Genomic DNA, 23,934 nt, shown 5'->3' on the forward strand with positions numbered 1-23,934 from the left:
TTCAACTCCGTCATGTCGGCACGGTCCGACGACGAGATGCGACAGATTCAGGAATCACGCTTTCTCGCACGGGTGGCCGACGCTTGGGCGGTCCCGTTTTATCGCGAGCGGTGGTCGGACGCCGGTTTGCAGCCAGGAGACATTCGAGGCCTGGACGACCTCGAGAAGATCCCTACGTTCACCAGTGAGGACATCAAGCACTCGATCGAGGAGCACCCGCCGTTCGGAAACCATCAGAACTTCGCACTGGACGCGATGCGAACACCGCTGAAGATTCAATCCAGTGGTGGCACCTCAGGGCTGCCGCGGCCGACACTGTTCGATCCCGTAGCGTGGGAAGTGCAGGCAATTCAATTCGCCCGAGCTTTCGTTGCGCAGGGGGCCGAAGTCGGGGACATCCTACAGATCACCCTCACCAACAGTTTGGCCAACACCGCGTGGTGTTCGTCGACCGCCGCCATGCACTGGTGTGGCATGGTCCCCTTGACCACCGGTTCGGGTGCCGTCACCAGTTCGGCAAGGCAACTGGAGCTGGCGCGCTCCTGGGGAACAAGTGGTTGGGTCGCCTTCGGCGAGTACCTCAAAATTCTGGCGCAAGAGGCTGATCGATCTGGCATCGACCTCAAGAAGGATCTGTCCACGCGATTCATTCATACCTATCTCGGGGTGGATACCGAGGGACACCTGCGCGACTTGCTCGAAGATGCATGGGGTGTTCCGGTCTACGACAACTACGGAACCCATGAAGTCGGCCTCATCGGATACGAATGCGCTGCAAAAGATGGGTTGCACGTCAACGACGACACCGCCATCGTCGAGATCGCCGACAGCGAGACCGGACGCATCCTCGGCCCAGGGCACGACGGCGACATCGTGGTCACCAGCCTGCATCGCTCGGTTCCACCCATCATCAGATACGACCTCAAAGACCGCATGCGTAGTTCCGAGCGCGCAGCGTGCGCGTGCGGCGCCCGGACGACCAAACTGTCCGGTTTCTTGGGCCGCCTCGACGAAATGGTGAAACTGAGAGCGACAAGCGTGTATCCGCGGTCAGCGCAGGACGTCGTCCAGGGCGACGCGCGATCGACGGGCGAGTTCCTGTGCGTGGTGGAGAACGTCGGCGAGGGTCTCGGTTCCCGTGAACGAATGACCGTGTTGATCGAGCAGGCGAACGACGAAGACACAGCACCCCTCCAGGAAGACATGAAGCATCGTCTCAAGTCGACCTTCGGTGTCTCGGTCGAGGTGACGATCGTCCCTGCTGGATCCCTCGCTCCTCAGACGGGGCTGGGAGGAGAGGGGAAGGTCAAGCGGCTTCTCGACCGCCGTGGTCAGGCCCCCTCACCCGTCTGAGCACTCCCAATAGTTGGTCAATAGACCGGTCCCGGCTCCAGGTGTCGACAGCGGTAGCCAAGCCTCAAGAGTCGACGAAACTTTCAGCAGAGTCGGGCGGTATGGCGTAAGCCGTCGATATCCGGGTCGGGGCTGACTTCGAAGAGGGAAGTGAAATGCACGAACAAGAGGCGGCCGACAACCTAGGCGCCTTCGCGGAAATGTTCCGCCTCGACGATCGAGTCGCGATCGTCACCGGGGCGTCAGCAGGTCTAGGCGTATCGCTGTCCACGGCCATGGCCCGCGCCGGAGCCCACGTAATCGTGGCATCGCGCAGGGTCGACCGCTTGGAGGCAACCGCACAGGCGGTACGCGGGTACGGGCGCGAGGCCCTGGTGCAGAACGCCGACGTGGCCGATCCTCGCCAGTGCGTAGAGCTGGTCGAGGCGGCGATGGCACGGTTCGGTCGTGTGGACATCCTCGTCAACAATGCCGGCATGGCGAGTGCAGTCCCGGCGACTCGGGAGAGCCCTGATGCCTTCCGTGCGGTAGTAGATGTCAATCTCGGAGGTAGCTATTGGATGGCCCAAGCCTGCGCCGAAGTGATGACGCTGGGGAGTTCGATCATCAACATCTCGAGTGTTCTCGGCTTCACTACTGCCGCACTGCCCCAGGCGGCGTACACCGCAAGCAAGGCCGGCCTCGTTGGACTCACGCGAGATCTCGCGTCGCAGTGGGGCCGTAAACCGGGAATCAGAGTAAACGCGATTGCGCCGGGCTTCTTCGAGACCGAAATGACGGAGTCGTACCCCCCAGAGTATGTGACCGATTCGCTCGAGCCCCGGTTCTTGTTGGGAAGAGCGGGCAAGCCCGAGGAACTCGCCGCAACCGCGGTCTGGCTCGCATCGCCCGCAGCGGGGTACGTCACCGGCCAGACGATTTTGGTCGACGGCGGGATGTCGACGACGTGAGAGTTCAGCCTGCTCCGCCGTCCCACCGAAACACCTCGCGAGGAAAATGCTGAACTGCAACAGCTCCCCGCGGAGGCGTCGAGCTGCAACAGCTGCTGCGTAGGCTGATGGCCAACGTCGTTATAGTTCGAACAACAGAATCCTTGTCGCCAGAAACCGATCTCCAGCCGCGGTACGTGACAGTCAACGCCGGACGAATCCACGCACGCGAGACTACAACTCGCATGTGGGACTCGTCCGGCGTTTCAATACTGCAGCTGCTCTGCCCAAACCAGCCTATAGATCCGGACACGGTCAGGGCACCTCGCAGATATGGCGCCTGTGACCATTGACACGTCCACGCGCTGGAACTAGGTTACTAACCAATGGGTCGATATTACGACTCAAGAGTCGGATCAAATGTCCGGTGAGTCGCACACAAAAAATATCCTGTGCCACCAGTCAGCTCGCGTATTCGACAGTGCCTGTACTGCAATTGATTTCGATAGAGCACGGGCGCCGAGCGGTTCTTCGATACACATCACGCGGACGACACGCATAGATACCTCCAGTCAAACTTCGAGAACAGGTGAGTGATAGAGCATGGGGAAGCTGGATGGAACGGTTGCACTCATCACCGGCGGAGCAAAGGGCTCAGGTCGATCCCACGCTCTGACACTGGCACGCGAGGGGGCGGACATCGCACTTGTGGACAACTGCGTTGCCGATGTCCCGGGGCAGAACTACCCAGGCGGCTCCGAGGAGGAGTTGGAACAGACCCGCGCGATGGTTTCCGACGTGGGACGTAAGTGCATCAGCATCGTCGCGGATGTTCGCGATGACGAAGCTATGGTGGACGCTGCGCGACAGACGATCGATGAACTCGGACAAATCGATCACCTGTTGAGCAGTGCAGGTATCATCCTGAAATTCGGCAAGCTCGCAGACATCTCGCCCGAACAGTGGCGTACGGTCATTGATACCAACCTGACCGGCGTCTTCAACGGGTGTCGCGCCGCCCTGCCTCACATGGTCGCGAAGCGCAAAGGCAACATCGTGATCACCTCGTCCACCGCAGGCCGCGCCGCCTACCCCCACATCTCGGACTACGGCGCCTCAAAGTGGGCAGTGATCGGACTGATGAAGACCCTAGCAATGGAATACGGCGAATACGGTATACGCGCCAATTGTGTGGCCCCGACGAATGTCAACTCCGGTGACCTTCCCTCAATGAACAACAACGAGGAAGCCTACAAACTCTTCTGCCCGGACATCGAGAACCCGACGCGCGAGCAGATGATCGAACGAATGAAAACCATGCATCCGCTCGGCGTCCCAGGTGTGGACTGGCAGGACGTCTCCAACGCCTACCTGTACCTCCTGTCGGACGACGCTCGCATGGTCACCGGCGAAGTGTTGCACGTTTCTGCCGGGCTCATCGCCAACAACGTTGCGTGAACCCCGGGGAGTACAAACCGCAAGGAACCGAACGGGTAACACCGAACGGCTCCGCGGCAACAGTATCTATACGACGACAGATCACGAGAAGACCGACCTGCGAGTCGATCGGACGGGGAGATAGAGAATGCATGACCTGACAGGCAAAGTCGCTCTGGTCACCGGGGCGGCCCGAGGGCAGGGCCGTTCGCACGCCACCTTCCTCGCTGAGTCGGGCGCGGACGTCATCGTGCTCGACATCTGCAGACAGGTTGCAACCGTGCCATATCCGACGTCGACGGCAGAGGACCTCGACGAAACGGTCGGTCTTGTGGAGAAGTACGGACAGCGTGCTTACCGCCTCGAATGCGATGTGCGCGATCCGTCCGCGGTTGCGGAGGGTGTCGAGAGGGCGGTACGTGATCTGGGGCGACTGGATATCGCGGTGCTCAATGCCGGCGTATGCGAAATCACCGCGGCAGAATCGATCACGCCCGAGCAGTGGAACACCGTGGTGGGCACAAACTTGTCCGGCGCGTTCTTTTCGGCGCAGGCTGCCTCGAAGCATATTGTCGATGGTGGACGCGGTGGATCGATGGTATTCATAGGTTCGGCCAGTACCATTACTCCCGTCGAGTCGATGGTGCACTACATCGCCTCGAAGCACGGTGTTGTCGGTGTAGCAAAGGCATTGGCCAAAGAACTGGCACGCCACCAGATTCGGGTGAACGTCATCCACCCGACCAATTGCGATACCCCGATGATCCAGAACTCGATGATCTACGATCTCTTCGCGCCGGACGTGGATCAACCTACGCGCCACAGCGTCGAACCCGTGTTCCAGACACTCGCTGCACTCGATACACCGTGGGTGGACCCGGCCGACATCTCCCGCGCCGTCCTGTACTTGGTAGGGGAGAGTGGCCGATTCGTCACCGGAACCCAGTTGGAGGTTACCGCTGGATATCCGCTTCTGTAGTTTTGGGCACCTGTTGTGCACCGTCTTCGGTGGTCAGCAAGCTGCGATGGTTCGCCACCCCAGGTTCGATTCGAACCCGCGCTCGAGGGCGTTGTTCGCTCAATGCGGGCTGATAGGAAGGTATGCCGTGTCAGAGATCGTCCCCGCCGAGTTGTTGTCCAGCGAGACACCGGTTGCGTTCTACGGTTACGCGCGAGCCAAGGAAGGAACACGCCACATCCTGATGGAGCGGATGCTCTCCCTGGGAGACCCGAGTCGCGCCGAGCCCGGCATTCTTGTGTACGAGATCCATCATGATGCATCCAGGCCCGACAGCATCGCATTCTATGAACTCTACGCTAACGGTGCCGCAATCCGTGAGCACCTCGAAAAACCTTACATGAAAGCATTTTTCGCCGATAGCACGACATTGCTGCAGTCGAACCTCGAAATCATCCCTCTCCAGCCCATCCGCTCCGTGGCAGCAATCTCGACTGACTGCCCCGGTTGACCCTACGTCCCTGTCCTATGAGTCTTCTGACGGTCGTGCTGGTGCAGAACGTAGCATCGGACCCTCCGTGCGAGGGGTATCCCGTTCCCCCACTCGGCATCGCGCCGCAAACCTAGAAGGCCTCCCAAATGCCGTTGGTCATCATTCATGCTGTCATTGCATGTGTCAGTCTGATCACACCCCGCCGCGCCACCGAATCGATCCAAAGAATCTTTACAAATATCGCTCTCGCACGAGCCAATGCAAGATATTTAGCCGTGGCAGCGAGCGGCACACAACACGAGCCGTCTAGCCGTCAGTCATTCACCGATGCCCAGGCCGAGGCGATCCGCGCAACCTCCTAGCCCAGCCATTCCGGGCCGCAGCCTCCGCCCGACCCTCCGTCGAATTCGCGGAAACAACTTCGGGGTCCAGCGGGCTTACACCCACAACAACCACTGTCAAACTACTTCAACCAATGTCGCGCTAGCGCTCCACGCGTGGGGATCCAGGCAATGAACCGGTGACAGTGCTTCAGCGACCGCCGAGACCAGACCGTCCGATTCCGGGCGATCAACACATCCGCCCCGTTCCCCGAGACTCCCCGTCGACGGCATCTCGGGGATTCAACCAAGTCGGATCAACCCGTGACTCGAGAAGGAGTCGGCATGACCCTCAGTGGGGCTCGCTCGATGGCGTCCATGACGCCGTATCAAATAGCAATCGTGCTAGTATGCTCGCTCGTCAACCTGCTCGACGGCTACGATTTGTTCATCATGGGGTACGCCCTCCCCAACCTCCCCGAGGGGTACGCAACAGCGTCCGGCAAGGGCTACTTGATCAGCGCAGCCTTGGTGGGCATCGGCGTCGGGGCCTTCTTCCTGGCGCGGATGGCCGACGTCCATGGGCGTCGCCCGACGTTGCTCGGCGCGCTGGTACTCAACACGGCCGGCCTCCTTGTTTCATCACTGGCCCCCAGCTACTCGGTGTTGATCGCATCGCGATTCGCTACGGGAATGGCAATCGGTGTGCTCGGTGCAATCTCTATGGTCATCGCCCAGGAAATGTCTCCACCATCACGCCGCAGCCTCTCGGTGGGCGTGGTGCTCTTCGGGTACCCGCTGGGAACTTTCGTCGCAGGCCTGGCAGGTGCCTCGGTGATCGAAGCCGCAGGCGGATGGAAAGGGCTGTTCTGGGTAGGGTTTGCGCTCAGCGCAACTGTCACCGTCGTTGTCGCCGCTTTCATTCCAGAAACAGTGGCCTACCTTCGACGGTCGTCGGACGACACGGCGCAGGAGACGGCCGAGAAGTTGTCTACGCGGGTCAACTTGGAGGAAGGACTCGTCACTGGTGGTGTTCTAGCCGACGAGGCGATAGTCGATCAATCGGATACGAAACTCCTCGGACCAGGACTGCGGGTAACCACCCTGCTCCTCTGGCTCGGTTATGGATTCTGCACTGCCGCGTTTTATTTCATCGGTTCCTGGACCCCTCAGCTGATCAAGAATGAGACCGGAGACACCGGCAGCGGGGCGCTAGTGGGCATCATGCTGTCGGTTGGCACGATGATCGGGGCCATCCTGTACGGATTTCTTGGCCTCAAGCGGCCGTCTGCCCAAATATCCTGGATGTCGATGGCTCTGGGCATGGTTGCCCTGGTTGCCTTCGCACTGACCCTGCAGGGCGCCTTGGCGCTGGCCATGGCCCTGCTGCTGGGTCTGTTCGTCTTCGTCTCACTGACGGCCTTCACCGCGATCGCAACCACCGTGTACCCAATACGAATACGAGCCAAAGGGTTCGGCACGATGCTAGGCGTCGCCAGAGTCGGATCGATCCTGTCGCCCATCCTCGGCGGGTACGCAATCGGCTTCATGTCACCGAAAGATCTGTACATCGCAGTGCTGGTGCCCTTGGCAATCGCTGGGGTGTGCTCGTACGGGCTACTCAGAGCAACTCGACCAAAGACCGTGACCGGCCAACATCCCGCGCGGCACACTGACTTCGTGTAGCCGCAGGGGAAGACTGGCAGGTGCGTCGAAGTCGCCCGCAATCGCTGCGCAGAGCGCCCAGCCGTAGCAGGGAAGGAAGTCGGAATGAACTATGCCGCACCTGGTGACGGCCAACTGTGCTATGCCGAGGACCTCGTCGTAGGGGATGAGTACGACCTCGGGGAGTACCTCGTCACAGCGGAGGAGATCATGTCGTTCGCCGACCACTGGGATCCTCTGCACATACACACCGACGTCGCACTCGCCGAAGCAAGCCACTTCGGCACGATAGTTGCGAGCGGCGTCCACACGCTCGCGGTATTCCAACGCCTCGCTGTCAACCGAGTATTCGGAAACTGGCACATCGTCGCAGGCCGAGTACTGCGTGAGGTGCAGTTCCGCGCTCCGGTCCGTGCCGACACCTACCTGCGGGGTACTTTCAGCATCACCGCAATCGGCAATACCCACCCGCACTGGGGTCGGGTGACAACCATCGGAACACTATCGTCACGAGACTCGCAGCCTGTCATGACGCTTCAAATGGAGATGTACGTTCGTCGCCGTCCGCGTCCGAGCGAACACAGCGCCCTCTAGTTCACGGGCGAGAGGCGGCACGCGGACGGGTTCTATTCATCCACGAGTGTCCGAACAAACTGACTCGACAAGGAGATCACTATGACCGGTCGTCTGGAGGGCAAAGTCGCCGTAATCACCGGCACCGGCCGCGGAATGGCGCGGCAGGTCGCGTTGCGGTTCGCAGCCGAAGGAGCGTCGATCGTCGGGTGCGACATCAACGCCGAAGCCGCCGAGGAAACGCTCGAAATCGTGCGCGCGGCCGGCGGACGGATGGAATCGCTGCACCCGATCGATCTCTCGAACGAGGAGGAAGCGCACCAGCTACTCGAGTTCGCCGCCGGGAAATTTGGCGGCATCGACGTCCTACACAACAGCGCGATGCAGTTACGATTGGGAACAGTCGAAGACTCCAGCCTCGCGGACTGGAAATTCACCCTCGACCACACACTGACCGTTCCCTTCCTGGTCTCCAAACACGCCATTCCCCACCTACGCGCACGCGGCGGCGGCAGCATCATCTTCATGGGCTCGGTGGCCGGTTCCGATATAGGAACGGGATACCCGGGCAACCTCCCCATCATCCAGGCCTACTCAGTGGCCAAAGCTGGTGTCATCCGATTGGCAAGCTGCCTGACGAACGAAGTGGCCAGAGCAAACATCCGGGTGAACACGATCTCACCAGGCTGTGTGGCAACCCCGAACGGCCTCCTGTTCTACGGCACGGAAGGCACCGAACAACGCCGCGTTACGCTGACACCGAACCTGATTCCGCGCCTGGGGGAGCCCGAAGATATTGCAAGCGCGGCTGTCTATCTGGCCTCAGACGAGGCCTCCTGGGTTACGGGGCTCAACCTGGCCATCGATGGTGGTTCTTACGCATCCGGCGGAGCCGGCCTAGCGCGCCCCGACGACATCGCCGCCTACGCACCCGGGATGGCCGAGATGTCCGAGGTCGACCACTGGGCGACGAGTGGGCAACGCGCCCAATCGGGTGGTACCCCTCTTCGTCAGTAACAGTCGCGCATGCCACGCCGGAAGCCGTCGTCTCGACGTCGCCGAGCGGGCACAGTTCGGATTGCCGGCCGCTCGGGGCGGGGTGAGGCGGTGAGCGACCGAACTGCAGCAGGCTTCGAGCGCTTAACTCGCCATGCTTGCCTACGTGCGGGACCGCCTCCGGGCTTGGGAGAGCGCAGATTTCCGGATCCCGACCACAGTCGTCGATCAGGTTCTAGATCAGCTCAACATTCTCGAACGATCGTGGTCGGATCGGAATTGGTGCGCGCCGTGCAGTGGTGTGGGTGAACGCCCGTCCGCCGCTGCCGGCAGTCGCCGCTCGAATGGAAAGAAGGGGGTACAGGTGCGGCCAACGAGTTGGTATCCGCCGATGTCATCGCGTTCGCGCAACCGGCTGGTGGGGTTGCGCCCGTGCTGTCGCGCGAACGCAGCACGTCGGTTGTGTGCTGAGTGCATCTGGGTGGCCTCCGACCGCACGATGGCAGCCGATTGCTTCGGCGGCGTTTCGAATCGCGGAGTGTTTGTGCAGGTCGGTTCGCGTACCGGGCCGGTCGGTGCTTATGCTCGATCTAGGGAGTTTCGCCGAGCGAAGAGGTGCATCACCATGGCCCGAAACAGCGGCAACCGGCCGGTCGATGGCCCGAAGTTGACGGTCGGTGTCCGGGTGCTGGTCCGCAGGAGCGCCGGGGCCGATCTCACCGGTGAGGTGGTCGAGGATTATGCGGCGGTGACCGATCCGGGCGGTGGTGGGCACGAGTGGGCGCCGGTGCATCGGTGGGCGGTCGCGCTCGACGACAGGCGGCTGGTTTTTGCCGACACCGAAGACCTGACCATCGATCCGGGCTCCTACCGCCCCGAACCCGAACCCGGACCCGGACCAGGATTCGGCTGTGCGGACACCCGGCCGACACCGGGGAGAATGATTGACGGCAGCCGCTTCGTGGCAGGTTCTGGGCTGCGTCAAAGATCGGGCACACGAATTGCGCTAGCAGTCAGTCGATTACATGAATCACGCGAATGAGGTCCTGAAGGGGGTACGTCGACCCGCCGCGCGGCATCTTCCGGGGCATGCTGAGCCGTGGCAACGCTGGCGCCTGATGTGTTTGCGCTGTGGTGTTGTTCGGAACTGACAATTCAGGCTTACCGTGTCCGGTATGAGAGGTGATGAGGCTCGCGTGGCCCGGGACTTCGCGGGGTGGTTGTCATCTCAGGGCTGGACGGTGGTGCCCGATACGGATTTCGTCGACATCGTTGCCGAGAAGGACGGCCACCTGCTCTACGCCGAGGTCAAGGGCGCGACCGCCGCGCCGGGGTTGGATGTCGATACCGCCATCGGGCAGCTGGTGAGGCGGATGCCGAGCGAGGCGGATCTGTCGGTGTCGTTTGCGTTGGTCGTGCGGGACGAGCCGCGATCGGTGGACGCGGCGGTGCGGGCACCTCAGCGGATTCTGGATCTGTTGGGGATGGCGCTGTATGCGGTCGATGAGGACGGTGGTGTGCGGCAGCTCTTCGGCCGCGCATGACGACTGTCCTCGGCACGGGCGGCCACGGCGCCAGCAGGGTGGTCGGTAGCATCACCATCCCCACGATGGTAGGGATGGGGCGGTAGCTCAGTCGGTTAGAGCCGTGGACTCATAATCGGTTGGTCGCGGGTTCGAGCCCCGCCCGCCCCACCGCGTCGCCGGGCCGCCGGGAGGCCCGTGGAGGGGCGATGGCTGGCTGCCGCTCCGGCGGGGCAAGTGTGTGCGATGCAGTGACAGTGGCGGATGCCGCTCAGTCTGGAGGTGTCCAGGTCCTCTGATGCCCCGACCTTCTCAGGTGCAGTCCCGGCAGATCTGTTGCGCGGCGTCGGCGAGGCGGCTGCGGTGGTGGACCAGGAAGCAACTGGTGCAGGTGAACTCGTCGGCCTGCTTGGGGATGACGCGGACGGTGAATTCTTCACCGGACAGGTCGGCGCCGGGCAGTTCGAAGGACTCTGCGGTGTCGGAGTCTTCAACGTCGACGACGGGGGACTGGGTGTCTTTCCGGCTGACGGTCAGCTGTTCAAGGGAGGTGTCCGGCTCGTCGGATTCGGTGACTCTGGGGGCGTCGTAGTCGGTGGCCATGGCTGTTGCGTCCTCATACTCAGGTTGTTCGGACTCGCCAGGGTAGGAGGGGTTCGGTGGCGCGATGCAACCGGGCGGCTTCCGCTCGATCCCAGGCGGGCGGGGATCGTGCTCCGTCGGTTCGGTTCGGTGGCCGCCGGGTGTCTCATTTTCGTTTGTTGTCAGGGGAATTGGCTCTGTCGGTGTGGGCGGGTGGGGGTTGAGGATTAACATTCGCCGTGTCTGGTGGACCCCTCGGTTCCCACCAGCGCTGACGGCGGGTGTGTGAATGCCTGTCTGTCGGCCCGTCGGACAGGCGCCCCGCAGTCGGTACTGCGCCCGCTCTGCCGCGCCATCCGGCGTGGGTCGACATCGTCGCCGACGCAACTACCTTGGCATGATAGTTACATACCATGCCATGGTTATGAGGGTAAGTGTGTATTATTGTGGCATGAGATCGGATAGTCGTGCTGCTCAGGTGGTGGCGCTGGCTGCTGAGCAGGGGGGTGTGGTGACCAGCCGGCAGGCGCGGGCGATGACGTCGGTGTCGGTGCAGCAGCTCAAGCGGATGGTCGATTCGGGGGTGCTCGAGCGGCTGCATCACGGGCTGTATCGGCTGGCACGGATGCCGGAGGATGTGCACCTGGAGGAACGGGTGGCGTGGCTGGCGCTGGACCCGGATGTGGTGGTGTGGGAGCGGCTGGATCAGCCGGTCCCGACGGGGGTGCTCTCGCATCGCACTGCCGCCGGCCTGCATGGGCTGGGGGATCTGGATGCCGATGTGGTGGAGCTGACCGCGATCCGGCGGATCCGGCTGTCGCTCCCCGGGGTGATCGTGCACCGGGGTGTGCTGTCGCGGGAGGATTGGCAGCTCGTCGACGGGCTGCCGGTGACCACCCCGGCCCGCACGATCGGTGATCTGGCCGCCGCCGGCACCGATGCCGGGCATCTGGCGTCGGTGGTCCGCGACGCCCTCACCCGCGGCCAGGCGACCGTGGAAGAGGTGCTGACGGCACTCGCCCCGCATGCCTTCGACTACGGGCACCGGGCGCTGGACGGGCAGGGCTTCCTCGAGGTGCTGATCGCGCAGGCGGGGGTGCCGGCCACCACCCTGGCCCTCGCGGACCTCGCCCGCAAGAACACCACCACCACAGCCGCTGGTGCCACCGCCACCAGTGTGGCCGCGCCGGACGCCGCGCAGCTGAGCATCGCCGCCCTGATGAAGGCGGTGACCGAGTCACCGCAGGCACGGGATGCGCTGATGCAGTCGCTCGCCGCCGCTCTCGGGCAGTCCACCGCCAGCCCCGACGCCGATACCGGCGTCGGGGAGACCGCACCCGCCGCCCAGCCGGCGGACGGCACCAGCACGACCGGAACCGGCCGGACGGCCCGGACGGCTCGGTCGGCGAAGACGGCCGACCGGTGAGCCCGGCGTCGCGGTCCCCGCAGGCGGTGCGGGCGAGTATCACCGACCGCCTCAACCGATACGCCCGAGAGCACGGCCAGAACATCGCCCTGGTGCGCCGCCGCTTCGTCATCGCCCGCTTCCTCACCCGCGTCTTCGACACCGACCCGGACGGGTGGATCCTCAAGGGCGGCATCGGAATGATGGTGCGCCTGCCGCAGGCCCGCTACAGCAAGGACATCGACCTCCTCGCCGCCACCGACCTTCCGGACTCGGTCGACGAGCTGCGCCGCACGGTCCGCGACCACCACCTCGACCACTTCCGCTTCGCGGTCGGCCCGTCGACCGAACTGAGCCACGACAAGGGGGTCACGGTCACCGTCACCGCCTCCCTCGGCGGCAAAACCTACGACAGCTTCTCCCTCGATGTCGTCGGCAGCCGCCGCACCCTCGTCGGCGAGATCGAACGCCGCCCGATCCCGAGGCTGGTCGACACCGACGACTTCCCACCCGAGACCAGCGTCCCGCTGTATCCGCTGGCGGATCAGATCGCGGACAAGATCTGCGCACTCTACGAGGTGCACGGTGCGGCGGGGGCGGCGTCGGGACGGTTCCGTGATCTGGTGGATCTGCTACTGATCAGCATGTTCCTGCCCATCGATCTGACCTCCGCCGTCGACGCGGTCGAACGGGAACGACGCGTGCGCGCCCTGCCCGCGCTGCCGGCGACGCTGGTGAGCCCGGGCCCGGCGTGGGCGACTCAGTGGGCCAAGGCCGCCCGCAACAGTCCACTGACCGCGGACCTCCACGACCTCGAGAGCGCGCTGGCTGCGGCGGGCCGCTGCTACGACCGCATCCTCGGCTCGCTACCCACTGCCCGGCAGCCGGCGGTGTGGAGTCATGAACGCAGCGCCTGGGAGACAACGGGGCGAAGGGTCGCCAGAGTCGCGGCGTGGCCGGCAGCGCGGTCAACGGTTCGGCGGCCGCCACCGTAGCCACCGATGCCTTGCCGTCGGCGGTGGCCCGCATCCGGGTGTCGCCCCGCAGCCGGCAGAACTCGTCCACGCGTTGTTGGGCCTGTTCGACGGTGACGTCGTCCGGCAGGGTGCGCCACCATCGTTGGGCGGCAGTATGATTGGCCTTCTCGACCACACCTTTGCGGTTCCCGGCTTTGGGTGGGCAGATCGCCACCGAGACGCCGTAGTGCTTCGCGACGCCGGCGAAGCTCGCGGTCACCCGGCCCGACTCGGGATGGCAGACGGTGGCCATCCGATCGAACCGCCACACCCTCGTCATGCCGCCGAGCTGGCGGCTGACCCGGTCGAGGCCGTCGACCAGGTGCGGTTGGGTCATCGCCGGTGCCAGGATCCCGCGCCAGCGCCCCGAATGCGCCAGGGAGCCGACCAGCAGGTGCGCCATCCCGCCCCAGCCCCAGGAGGCGGGTGGATTCGGCAGATCGACCCAGTCCCACTGAGTTTCCTCGCCGGGCGGATGGGCGATTATCGCGTTCGCCCGGTCGGTGGCGTTCGCGCAGGCCTCGCATACCGGGCGGAGTTTGCGGTCGCGGATCTGCCGGGTCAGCGTCGGATACGACAACCGGTAGCCGAGATCCTCGAGCTCGTCGCACAGGGTGCGGGCCCACAGGTGCGGGTCCTCCCGCAGCCGGCAGGTGACGTACTCGACGAACGGTTCGAACGGGTCCTCACGTGCGGGTTTGCGGATACCGGGGGTGGTGACGCCGTTGATGTAGTTGCGGATGGTGCGACGGTTTCGTCCGGTGTGTCGGGCGATCGCCGAGATCGTCCAGCCTTGCTTGTGCAGTGCGTGTATTTCCACGTCTTCCTCCCATGTCAACATGAGATGCGGGTCTCCTTCGCCGGCGCTGGTGAGTGGTCAGAGACCACCAGCATCGAAGGAGACCCGCCCTCATTGGCGGAGCCACACGGGTGCGCACTTTCGGTAAGCAGAACTGAGCATTTTCAGCGAGCGCCATCAGCGGCCGGGCGGCATGCCAGTCACCGTGCGAATCCGCTGCGCCGGTGACAGACCGCGGACGATCCCCGCAAGACTGCAAACTGCTGACGGGCGGTGACGATCTGGAATCTGAGGAGGCGCGGAAGCCGGGTTCACGGCCGACGGCGGTAATCTGTCCCGCAGGACGGCCTGACTGACTTCTCCGACGCTTCTGAACGACCGAGTCCCGACTCGCGTTGGCCATCTCGGTGACACATGCCCCGCGCGAGTATTCATTCGAGACGCCGCCGCTCTGTGCGGGTGTCGCCCCACCTCCAGGTGCCCGATCCGTACAGAACAGCTGTCGTATCGATTTCGGTCCAGTCGCCAGCCAAACCTGGTTGCGAGTCGTTTGAACTGAATAGCTGCTTCTCGCCCAAATGACCGAAGACAATTGACCATTGGGCTGATTCGAGGACGTTCGCCAGCCACGTGTAGCGGACGAGTAGTGCGGCGTGTTTCTGGTCGGCGGTATCAAGATATTGGGCGGCGACTTGGCCATCGACATCGAGCCATTCTCGCGTGCGGTTCAGCCAGGTCAGCTGGCCCGCCTCGAAGAGTTCGAGCGATGGCATCCAGGCGTTGACCGCCTCGTCGATGGAGCAGTCGAGGACAACCGATTCCCAGCAGTATTCATTCCACGTGGGATAGACCGGTTTCGGAAGAGGCTTGGCACCATGTCCGGTGTCCCATTCTTGGGGATACTCGTTGGCCGACGCTCCCCACGGCATCTCGCCGAGGTAGACCACCGATGTTGGGCTGCTTCCCTCGGGCATCCATCTTCCCATTAGCGAGTTCTCTGATAAGAACTTGTAGACCGACGCCGTATTTGATTTCGCAACAAGCCAACTGTAGATGTGGCTCCACTGTTGGCGACGGTTGCGGTCAGGATCCTCGCCGCCGAGGGGATCCTCCTCTTCCCAATTGTGCGTCGAGTGAAGTACCACCCATTCGCTACCGTCAGGAGCGAATCGCTTGAGGTGTGGCTTTATTTCGACAATGCCATCCGTGCGTGCCGCCCAGTCGCAGTCTGCTGGAGGATCGGACCGACCATAGTCAGGTCCGTCCGGGAGCCACCAATGTGTGCTGTCGTCGGTCGGGAACGTTGTCTCGAATCGCGTCTGCCGAGGGGTACTCGACAGCAGTGGCGCCGGCGGCAGAGTCGGATCGATATCGCGTCCATGAATCTGCCAGGCGCCTCGATAAGCGCTCGCGTTGTCGCCCAGTCGTCGTCGCGGGTGATAATTGTCGGCGATCCGCGCCAGCAACTCGCGCAATGCGATCCACTGATACTTCTTACCGAAGCGTTCAGGTTTGTGGCCTTCTCTGCCGCGTGAGGAGATGGTGGCGTCGAACTCGGCGAACAGTTGCGGAGTCCATCCCAATTGCAGCACCCTTCGGAAGATCCACGTCTTCGCGGAGTCGTCGGGGAACTCCGCGCGTGGCCGAGTTTCAATCTGGTCTGGCGCGCGTAGGGAATTCTCCTCCGGGTCTTTATCTCCGGCATCCTCTCGTTGAGCCCTACTCTGCAGCGCGGCAAGTCTCTGACGGATGTCGTCAAGGGTGGTCTGGGCAGGCGGAGGGGGAGGCGAAGGATAGGGTTCGTCTACGGGGAACCGGCTGAAATGTCGGACATCGGGGCCGACGACCTTCACACCGAAGTCGCCAAGGCCGCAGATTGACAAGAGAATACTCGCGTACCCGGCCTGCGCTGTGGATCCCGTCGCGCGCGGGGCGTATACGGCATACAGATCGCTCTCGGTAGGCGCGTCCAAGGTCAGCGACGACCGCGCCGACTGGGGAAGCTGCTCGGCCGCGTCACGGTCGAGCATTCCCGTTCGCACGCACCATTCCACGGCACCGTTCAGTGCGTCTCGGGCCAGCAAATCGGGTACTGAGCGCCCGGCGACTGCTGCGGCCATGCACCGCACAACCTCGACCGCATCCTGTGAGATCGATGTTTCCGACGTGATAAGCGCACCATAGGTGATCACGCAAAGACGTTCGAAGATGTAAGGGTCATCGACTGCGCTGAACTGGTCATACAAATTCTTGAGGATGTCCAAACGGTGCGAGAGCAGCCGAGAGAGCGTCTTTGTGATGTGATCGCGCATCGGGCGATGCGGCGTTCCGAGCATCCAGACCAGCACGACCGCGACTCGCTCGACGACATCGTGCGGATAGTTCTCGTGGTCCGGCCGTGCGGCCCATCGGACAATTCTGCCAAGGGCACCGGTATTCATGCTGTGGTACAAGGAAATTCCCCATGAAGCGTCGCGCTCGGGCATTGCGGTCTGGTCGAGAAGACGGTGAAGATATTTAACATCAAGGCGATGGCCAGGATGGACGGACAGCTCAACCAGCGTTTGCGCCGACAACTCGCGCATCGAAGGCGGCAGTTCAGTCAATTGCTCAAACAGTTCGACGGTATCAGTGGTGATGGCGTCACCATGGCGCGTCGGCAGGCTGCGAAGAAATGCCCTATGCCACTGCTGTTGGTCGAGCGGATCGAGGTTCCACGTCGTTGTTTTGAGCAACTCGACGCCAAATCGTTCCGGTACGAGCACTGACAGTGCCTCAATCACACCCGAGGACGATGCACTGATAGTGGACGCGGCTGCGGCGAGCTGCGAGATCGTAGTGGTAGTGGAGAGAATCTCTTCGGCGATCATGTAGTCGGAGAACCGTTGATAGCTGAGCTTGATAACTTCGATCTCGACGAACTTTGTGCCGTCATCGATGTCGACGATATCGGCCGATAGCAATCCTTCCGACAGGAGTTCGCCGAACAAGGTTCGTGGCCACGAGAGCAGATGCGGCGCAAGCGCCGTGATGAGCTGCTTCGCGCGCGGCCGTGGAATCCAATCCTTCTTTTGTGCGGTGAACTCCTTTGCCATGAAGCTCATACACTGCTGCACGAGCTGATCGGACTCGTCCAACTCTAGAGTTCCGGACACCTTCCGATTGACTGTGCCCAGGTACTGGTCGAATAGGGTACTGACGGTCACAGCTCGCTGGTTGACTGGCGGGGTCCAGCCGTTTTGCACGGTCTCGCAGTAGAGCTTCAGGAACAGCGGATTCGACATATCCTGACCGACCAACGGTAGCTGTGGTGCCGGCAGCTGATAGTGCGCGAAGAATCTCTCCGCAGCCTGTTGCTCGACACCGGCGAAACCTTGATGCTCGACTGTCGGTAAGTCGGCAGCATCCGAGCCGAGGACGATGTCGCGATAGGTTGTGCGAACCGACAATGCCACCACGATCCAGGGAGCGTAGCGGCGGGTCTCGGCGAGCAAGGTGGGGAGCTCGGTCTGCCAGCCACGCGGTTTATCGGACTCGTTGATTCCGTCGATGATCAGTACGAAGGGGCGTTGGTACGCCTCCGCGGCCGATGCCATTGCCTGGAGCATCGTCGCCCAACCCACTGTCTCCATACCGAGTCTTCTCGACAACTCGCTGAGCACATCGCTCCCGGTCAAGCTGCTTCCCATGATCAGGGCCGTGGGTTGACCCTCGCGCAGTAGCCGGTAGGCGGCATCGACGAACAGATGGGTTTTGCCTTGGCCGGCATCACCGGTAACGATCAGCGCACGTTCGTGCGCCGCCTGTGCCGCTCCCGATCGGAGATAACCCTGGACATCGAAGAGCTTTTCAAGCAGCGAGTTCGCCTTGAGCGACACAGATTCATCGCCACATTCATCGATGACCCGGTCCACCTCATTAACACATCGCTGCAGAGCGTCGCGCAGATCGAGGGGAGCCGCCGGTGCATCGGCATCGGCATATCTCGCGAGCATCGCGCGGCACGACTGGATGGCTTCACGCAACGCGTCGTCGAAACGAACGCGCAGCAGCCCGTTAGCCGCCGAGTTAAACGACGTCTGCAACAACTTCCGATCGCGGCGAAATCGCGGTGCGCGCGCGAGTCCGTCGATCGCCGCCGCGATCGGCATCTCGATGTGCAGCTCCTCTGAGTAGCGAGGTCCGGCGACAGCTCGCGCCGAGTCGACCCGCTGGCGACACCAAGACAGCGACAGCACATCCTGATCCCAGAAGAACCAGGCACGTCCGCGATTGCTCGGGTCGTTCAACCGGGTCAGCAAGTCGCCACCAGACCACAGCAGAATCTCAATGCGCTCGGATCCGGGCACCTTCGCCTCGCGCTGGTCGCGCCACCGTTCGAACTTTTCGACAGCTGAGGATCCGGTACGGCGGCCTCTCGTCTTCGGCACGACATCGGGCAAATCGAACGGGATGCAGAACGTCAATCGCACGCAATTGGGTCGCTCAGCGACAACCGTCTCCAGAGTGTCGGTGGCGAGCTTGAGGAAGTCGTCGATCCCGAAGGTGTACTTGACCTGCCATCCCCACTCGGTGTCATCCTCATGGCGAACGAACCACTCGTACCCACGGTCAGGGTTGCCGACCTTCCACAGGATGGCCCCGTCGGGGGTGGGATCGCGCAACTGATAGCACAACTCCTCGAACGCATCGGGCTGCGATCCATTCCAGGAGCGGATGCTGCGGAAACTGTCCAAGCTCAGCACTCTCGATCACCACTGACGCAGCTGAAATGATCGATTAGATCGCCGTCGAGAGTCATATGTGGACTGTAGCGACAACATCGGATCGGACCTTCACTTGTTCCATTTGTGGAGTCAGTTCCCGTTTCGGTCTCGCGCTGTGTCGTGGGCACAATCGGGGCTACGCGCCAGACGGGCCGCCGCCTCCCCGGTCCGTGATGCATATCGGCCACCGATAGCCTGGCACAGGATGGATTGCATCGTCTTTCGTACGCTTGATCGCATCTTCGAGCCCGTACGCCCCGTGAATGATTCGATCGTCGGGTACGTCGAGCGTTGTCAGGGTCCGGGTGCCCAGGTACCGGTGCCGGTGCGACCGTTATTGACGCAGAACAGATCCTGACCTTCGGGTGAGATCGCGATCCCGGTGGCGGCGGGGTTGCAGCTCTCGCCTTCGGCGGCTTGGCCGATGATCGGCACGGACCTCACCCAGTGCGGGCGGGTGGATCCGGCGTAGGTGCATTTGAGGAAGGTGCCGTCGGCGGAGGTGGCGTGGTTGTCGACGGATGTGTCGCAGTCCCCGTTGACCGTGGGGGATGGGGTGGGCTCGGGCTCGTCGACGGCGGTGGCGGCTTCGGGCTCGGGTTTGGTGGTCGCCGCAGCGGGCGGAACGAGGGCGGGCGGAACCGCGGAAGCCGACGTGAGGGCCTGGGCCTGCGCCGAGGGGAGGGAATAACTGGTGGCCGGCGACGAGTCCGTGACCGCGTCCGAGAGCGAGGATCCAGCCGAATACAGGATCGTCCCGGCGGCAAGTGCCTCCAGGATCCCCAGGATGAGTGCCGCGACCGCGATGGCCCGCCCGGCCGGTCGCCAGAACGCGAGAATGCCGAAGACGATCGCCACGGGGAACAACCCGAGCAGTGCGGCGACGAGAGCGATTACCGCGTACGGGTTGATCGGAGCATGGTTCGGCGACGGTGTCGCGGCCGCCTTGGACAGGTCGACGGTCATCGGCCACCGATCCGTGTGTGAGCGGCACGGTCACGCTCGACGGGGAAGCCCATGGTCACCTCCGGTAGCAATGTGGGAGGCGACTGCACCCCTCGGCGCCGATCTTAGGTCGGCCTGCGGTGTGCGCAGGCCGCGGGTACATGATGTTCATTTACGTGAATGACACAGGCGGAAAAAGGATTTTGGTGAGCCCTGCGTCTGAGGAATACCAGATCGCGGCGGCCGGGACAGCGAAGCCATTCCCGTGATCGCGTCAGGACTCGGGGTGTCCGCCGTATCCGGCCGGAGGCGCGACAAGGTCCCGGTGCCCGCCCTGTTCCGGCGGCTGCGCGAACGGGTCGTTGGCGGCCGGGTTCGGGGAACGGCGGGTTGGGATCACGGTACGAGTTGCACGCGCACTGTCACATCGGCGTGATTGCCGGCCCGGTTGCGGCGTCTGCCGGCCAGTTGTTTCTGCTTTGGAAGTACTGGGTGGCTTCGGGTTGGTCGGTGTATTCGAGGAGGTTACCGACGTGGGCGGCGAGGACGTCGCGGACTTGGGCTGGTGTGGCGAAGAAGAATTCGCGGCGCAGGTTGGCGTGGTTGAGGCGTTGCCCGGTGAACGCGTTGTGCAGTGCGTTTTCGAGTGTGATGGCGTCGTCGGAGAAATACAGGGCGTGGGTGTCGAAGGGGAACGGCACTGAGGCGCTGCCGAGCTCGCGGACCCGGTCCATCGGGTCGAGGCGACGGGTCATGCCGATCTTGACGACGTTGGGCCCGAACGCGCCTTGGTTGCTGATGACGTAGACGTAGCCGGCGCGGATGTTGGCTTGGCGGTAGTCGTTGTCCTCGATCGCCCGGTCCAGGTCGGCGAGCTTGTCAAGGATCCGCTGCTTCTCCTGCGGGTCGGTGCCGCCGATGGAGGTGAGCACGTTCTGGTAGTGGGCGCGTTCTTTGTCGAGTTTCTCGCGTTGAGCGGCGAGTTCTTGTTCGACTTTGCGTTCTTCCCGGAGGCGTTCGCGTTCTGCGCGCGTGGCTTCTTTCTCTTCCTGCACTTTCATCATGTAGTCCGCGGTCAGTTCGAGCTCACGGATCCTCAGGGCGTGATAGGCGTCGGCGACGTGCATCTGCATGATGTCGCCGAGCTTGGCGATGGTGACCGCGGCTTTGTCGAGGCGTTTGACGGCGGTGGCGAGGTTGCCGGCGCGGATGGTGCGGACGCAGATGTCGGCTTCGGCGTTGTAGGCACGCAACATCAGTTTCGACAGGTCCGCGGTCATCTTGCGGCCCTTGGCGAGGGAGTTGTTGAAGCTGAACATGTTCGACGCGTCGATCGCCTTACCGCTGGTGACCGCTTCCTTGATCGCGGTCTGTATGTCGGTGAGTTGGTCGCGGTACTGGGCGGCGTTCTCGAGGGGGTGGTGGTAGGTGTAGATGCCGACTTCCTGCAGCACTAGGCGATCGTCGGTCTCCACGATGTCCGGATCGGTACCGCCGCCCGCGGGTGGGAGGCCGTGGTTGAACTGTGTGCCGGCGCGGTGGGCGTTCTCGGTCGCCTGCGCGAGGTCGCGTTCGAGGCCGGCGATCCGGTCGAGCAGGGTATTCGCCTCGCGTTCTTTGACTACGAGCATCTCGCGGAGCGCCTTGATCGTGATACTAGGGTCGGGAGTCGTCATCGGAAAATCCCTTTCCGTCCGTTAGCCGCGGACGCCGCGCGTGTTGGCGACCGGAACCAGGTCGTGCGGATTCTTGGAAACCCCGGCACGCAGGTGGTCCAGGGTGGCGCGGGCTTCGACCCGAGTCAGGTCGAGGTGGGTGAAGGTGTCGCGGTCGGTGGCCAACTGCACCAGGGTGATGGTGGCGTCGTGCCCGGTGCCGGGGTCGATCGCCCGGGTGCCGAGTTCCATCGAGATCGTCGCGATGATGCCGTCTCGGTCGGCCTCGAAGATCTCGTGGACGGTCCGGATGGCCACTTCGGAGATCGCTTTCGCGTAGCGGTCCTTGCGGGCCTTCGCCGTCAGCGGGGTGCTGGTGATCGAGTCACTTGCCTTGACGTACTTGAACGCCTTCTCCGCTGGGAGGGCAGCCGGGTCCGGGACGGTGACCGTCAACCGCAGTTCCCGGTCGGCGGCGTCGAACGCGAAGTCATGCTCGACGGGAAAGCACTCCGGGTACACCGAGTTACCGAGGACGATGGACACGTATTCCTCGAGCGCCCACGGCTCACGCTCTTGCAATGCCACCATCAGCCGCTCGAGTTTCACATTCGCCGATAGCACCGATTCCCGGCGCTCGCGGCAGTCGCGCTCGTATTGCTCCTGCGCAGCCTGCAGTTTCTGCGCACGCTCGGACTCGAGCCGCTGATACGTGTGCTCGTTCTCCGCCTCGACCCGGCTGCGGTCGGCGAGCAGCTGCTGCCAATGATGATGCTGCTGCCAGAACAGCGCCTGGGCGTCGGAGATCGCGGCCGCATGCTTCTTCTTGCCGCCGAGCGCCGCCCCAAGCCCGGTCGGCGCCGGGGGTTCGGTGTAAACGGGCTCCGGCGGGTAGGGCAACGGATCGGGGCGCCGGGTCGGGGTGGTCAGATCGGGGCGGTCGAACGGGGGGTGCGCGATCTGCTGCCGCAACGTCGCCAGGTCGACATAGTCGTCGACCGCCAACGTCGCCGACAGGAGGCTGTCGATGGCCTCGGACTGCTCCGCCAGCTCGGCGTTGAGCCGTTCGACCTCGGCCAGTCGTGCTTGTTCGTGCAGCCAGACGCGTTCTTTCGCCGCATGGGCGGCGTCGGCCGCGGCCACCCGGGCGCTGGCGGCCTGCGCGCGCTCCCATTCCCGCTGGGCGCGCTGCGCTTCGCGGACCGCGCGGGCGTGTGCCTGGGCGGTGGCCCGTTGTTGCTGGCGTTGCCGTTGCTCGGCGAGTCGCGCCTGGTGTTGCATCTCCGCGAAGAATCCACGTCGCCTGGCCATACCTGGGCCCCCTTCGGGTGAACAGTGCGTCGATCGCTGCAGCCCCCGCATCGAAATTTGGTGGCGTTGCGGCGTCGGCTGACGCGTCAATGCGTACGTGATTAATATCAAACCACCAGCGCTGCAACGCGATGTCGATCGAACAACCGACAGAGCCGCGCGTCGCCAACTCGGCCAAGTGGCGGTAGGTGGTAGTTGGTTCCCTGTTCCGTATTTGTCTATCTCGGACGTTCTTTACACTCTCATCACGCCGGGGTTAGTCGTTCTTCGTGTTGTCGTGAGAGAAGGGTTGGTCCAGCGAATGGCGGATCAAGCGAGCGAGCGTGGCGGCGACGCTGACCTCAGTCCGGTCGAGCGGTGGTTGGCCAACAGCAAACCCATCGAGTCACACGAGCCGGAGCCCTTCGTCCCCTTGGTGGACTTGACCATACCGGGAAGCTTCGTCGGTGTGCCGCCGCTAAGGCCACCGGCGCCGCTTCCAATGAACTACAGACCGAACATCCTCGCCGGGTTGGTTGCGTGTCTGGTGATCGTCGTCGGCAGTCTCGGTCCTTGGGCGGCATCTCTCAGTTTTGGGGTGGCGGGTACCGAAGGCGACGGGGTGATCTCGCTGGTGCTGGCTGCGGTGGCCGCCGCCGCGTTGTTCGCGATGCACGCTCGGGGTGGTTTCACGAAGTTCGGGGATCGTTGGCTTGCGCCGGTGGCCGGCGTCCTGGTTCTCGGCATCGGGATCATCGATGCGGTAGAAGTCAGTGGTAGCGAGGTCGAGTTCATGAACACGATGGTCTCGACTGGGATCGGCTGGGGACTGTGGGTGGTCATCCTCGCGGGTGCAGCGCTGAGCGCCTCGTCCTGGGTGGTCGCCCGGATTGTCGGTAATCGGTAGGGAGACGCGGCTGATCGAGGGCTCGACTCTATTCGGATTATTGCCGCCGAACACCATTCGCATCACTTCGGGCGCCGAGTCGACGAAGCCTCGTCTCCGCATCACGGCACGCGGATCATGTGGGCGCGCGTCGGTGAACCTATGCGTGGACGGTCGGCACGTTGAGCGGTCCGTGGACGGCCCGACCGCGATGTACCCGGCAGTCACCCGCGCGATAATGTGCGCCGATGTGCCCTCGCGGCCCGCCGCAGGCTGCGCCCGCGCGTCGGTGTAATTCGAACGAATGACACTGACCCACTGTGTCACAGCGACTTGTTCGACA

At 63.3% G+C, this 23,934-nt stretch carries 18 protein-coding genes, 1 tRNA gene and 1 pseudogene; 14 read left to right on the forward strand and 6 right to left on the reverse strand.

The window, feature by feature from the left end:
* Positions 1-36: 36 nt before the first annotated feature.
* The 11 genes from ACLIVD_RS41010 (at position 37) to ACLIVD_RS41060 (ending at position 10,418) form a co-directional block, all read left to right on the forward strand.
* A complete protein-coding gene (locus ACLIVD_RS41010) occupies positions 37-1,353 on the forward strand; it encodes a phenylacetate--CoA ligase family protein (RefSeq protein WP_491933011.1) in 1,317 nt (438 codons plus the stop codon).
* 200 nt (positions 1,354-1,553) lie between these two features.
* On the forward strand, positions 1,554-2,303 hold the full coding sequence (locus ACLIVD_RS41015) for an SDR family NAD(P)-dependent oxidoreductase (RefSeq protein WP_491933010.1): 750 nt from the start codon (positions 1,554-1,556) through the stop codon (positions 2,301-2,303).
* Between the two features lie 582 nt (positions 2,304-2,885).
* Positions 2,886-3,740, forward strand: a complete 855-nt coding sequence (locus tag ACLIVD_RS41020) for a mycofactocin-coupled SDR family oxidoreductase (protein WP_491933009.1) — start codon at positions 2,886-2,888, stop codon at positions 3,738-3,740.
* A gap of 127 nt (positions 3,741-3,867) precedes the next feature.
* Positions 3,868-4,698: a mycofactocin-coupled SDR family oxidoreductase gene (locus ACLIVD_RS41025; protein ID WP_133987971.1), complete on the forward strand. Its 831-nt coding sequence runs from the start codon at positions 3,868-3,870 to the stop codon at positions 4,696-4,698.
* A 127-nt stretch (positions 4,699-4,825) separates the two neighbouring features.
* Positions 4,826-5,188: a putative quinol monooxygenase gene (locus tag ACLIVD_RS41030; protein ID WP_164063567.1), complete on the forward strand. Its 363-nt coding sequence runs from the start codon at positions 4,826-4,828 to the stop codon at positions 5,186-5,188.
* 647 nt (positions 5,189-5,835) lie between these two features.
* Entirely contained in the window at positions 5,836-7,176 is a 1,341-nt protein-coding gene (locus ACLIVD_RS41035; RefSeq protein ID WP_491933008.1) for an MFS transporter, read from the forward strand.
* Between the two features lie 84 nt (positions 7,177-7,260).
* The gene (locus ACLIVD_RS41040; RefSeq protein ID WP_491933007.1) at positions 7,261-7,749 is read left to right on the forward strand and encodes a MaoC/PaaZ C-terminal domain-containing protein; all 489 of its coding nucleotides are present in this window, start codon (positions 7,261-7,263) and stop codon (positions 7,747-7,749) included.
* A gap of 81 nt (positions 7,750-7,830) precedes the next feature.
* Complete coding sequence (locus ACLIVD_RS41045; protein ID WP_491933006.1) at positions 7,831-8,745, forward strand: SDR family NAD(P)-dependent oxidoreductase; 915 nt, start codon at positions 7,831-7,833, stop codon at positions 8,743-8,745.
* A gap of 460 nt (positions 8,746-9,205) precedes the next feature.
* On the forward strand, positions 9,206-9,766 hold the full coding sequence (locus ACLIVD_RS41050) for a hypothetical protein (protein WP_491933529.1): 561 nt from the start codon (positions 9,206-9,208) through the stop codon (positions 9,764-9,766).
* A gap of 154 nt (positions 9,767-9,920) precedes the next feature.
* Positions 9,921-10,268, forward strand: a complete 348-nt coding sequence (locus ACLIVD_RS41055; protein ID WP_491933005.1) for a hypothetical protein — start codon at positions 9,921-9,923, stop codon at positions 10,266-10,268.
* A 76-nt stretch (positions 10,269-10,344) separates the two neighbouring features.
* A tRNA-Ile gene (locus ACLIVD_RS41060) sits at positions 10,345-10,418 on the forward strand.
* 141 nt (positions 10,419-10,559) lie between these two features.
* Here the strand turns inward: ACLIVD_RS41060 and ACLIVD_RS41065 are convergent.
* Complete coding sequence (locus ACLIVD_RS41065) at positions 10,560-10,850, reverse strand: DUF4193 domain-containing protein (protein ID WP_491933004.1); 291 nt, start codon at positions 10,848-10,850, stop codon at positions 10,560-10,562.
* Positions 10,851-11,280: 430 nt separating this feature from the next.
* On the opposite strand from ACLIVD_RS41065, the gene ACLIVD_RS41070 reads away from it, so the two are divergent.
* Positions 11,281-12,255 (forward strand): type IV toxin-antitoxin system AbiEi family antitoxin domain-containing protein, encoded by a 975-nt coding sequence (locus ACLIVD_RS41070; RefSeq protein WP_491933503.1) that lies wholly within the window; start codon positions 11,281-11,283, stop codon positions 12,253-12,255.
* Positions 12,252-13,229, forward strand: a complete 978-nt coding sequence (locus ACLIVD_RS41075; protein WP_491933002.1) for a nucleotidyl transferase AbiEii/AbiGii toxin family protein — start codon at positions 12,252-12,254, stop codon at positions 13,227-13,229. The genes ACLIVD_RS41070 and ACLIVD_RS41075 overlap by 4 nt, the downstream gene beginning before the upstream one ends.
* Here the strand turns inward: ACLIVD_RS41075 and ACLIVD_RS41080 are convergent.
* From ACLIVD_RS41080 to ACLIVD_RS41100, 5 genes and pseudogenes are all read right to left on the reverse strand, one after another.
* Positions 13,183-14,091, reverse strand: a pseudogene (locus ACLIVD_RS41080) (transposase); the annotation flags it as partial. The gene ACLIVD_RS41075 and the pseudogene ACLIVD_RS41080 overlap by 47 nt on opposite strands.
* A gap of 389 nt (positions 14,092-14,480) precedes the next feature.
* Positions 14,481-18,794 (reverse strand): NACHT domain-containing protein, encoded by a 4,314-nt coding sequence (locus ACLIVD_RS41085; RefSeq protein WP_491933001.1) that lies wholly within the window; start codon positions 18,792-18,794, stop codon positions 14,481-14,483.
* 315 nt (positions 18,795-19,109) lie between these two features.
* Positions 19,110-19,781 (reverse strand): DUF4190 domain-containing protein, encoded by a 672-nt coding sequence (locus tag ACLIVD_RS41090; RefSeq protein WP_491933000.1) that lies wholly within the window; start codon positions 19,779-19,781, stop codon positions 19,110-19,112.
* 401 nt (positions 19,782-20,182) lie between these two features.
* Positions 20,183-21,436 (reverse strand): SNIPE associated domain-containing protein, encoded by a 1,254-nt coding sequence (locus ACLIVD_RS41095; protein ID WP_491932999.1) that lies wholly within the window; start codon positions 21,434-21,436, stop codon positions 20,183-20,185.
* Positions 21,437-21,457: 21 nt separating this feature from the next.
* Complete coding sequence (locus ACLIVD_RS41100; RefSeq protein WP_491932998.1) at positions 21,458-22,726, reverse strand: hypothetical protein; 1,269 nt, start codon at positions 22,724-22,726, stop codon at positions 21,458-21,460.
* 301 nt (positions 22,727-23,027) lie between these two features.
* On the opposite strand from ACLIVD_RS41100, the gene ACLIVD_RS41105 reads away from it, so the two are divergent.
* Positions 23,028-23,612, forward strand: a complete 585-nt coding sequence (locus ACLIVD_RS41105; protein ID WP_491932997.1) for a hypothetical protein — start codon at positions 23,028-23,030, stop codon at positions 23,610-23,612.
* Positions 23,613-23,934: the final 322 nt, after the last annotated feature.

It is taken from the genome of Rhodococcus sp. G6(2025) (genome assembly GCF_058628105.1).